General features: G+C 47.2%; 1 protein-coding gene. It reads left to right on the forward strand.

Translation table 11 applies throughout. The features are described from left to right. Window positions 1-216, forward strand: a 216-nt coding sequence (locus tag E4T71_RS09670; RefSeq protein WP_135039048.1) for a DUF1542 domain-containing protein, incomplete at both ends; no start/stop codon positions are given.

Consider the following 216-nt stretch of genomic DNA (forward strand, 5'->3'; position numbering starts at 1 on the left):
AAAGCTGCAGTAGATGCAGCAACAACAAATGCAGGAGTTGAAGAAGCTAAGACTGCAGGTGTTGACACTGTTAAAGCTATTAACCCAGCTGCAGTTGCTAAGCCTGAAGCGAAGAAAGCCGTCGATGAAGCCGCTCAAGCCAAGAAGGATGAAATTGACGCTCGCTCTGATCTAACAGACGAAGAGAAAGCAGCAGCTAAGGCTCAAGTTGATGCA

It is taken from the genome of Streptococcus sp. WM07 (genome assembly GCF_004570525.1).
Lineage (GTDB): Bacteria > Bacillota > Bacilli > Lactobacillales > Streptococcaceae > Streptococcus.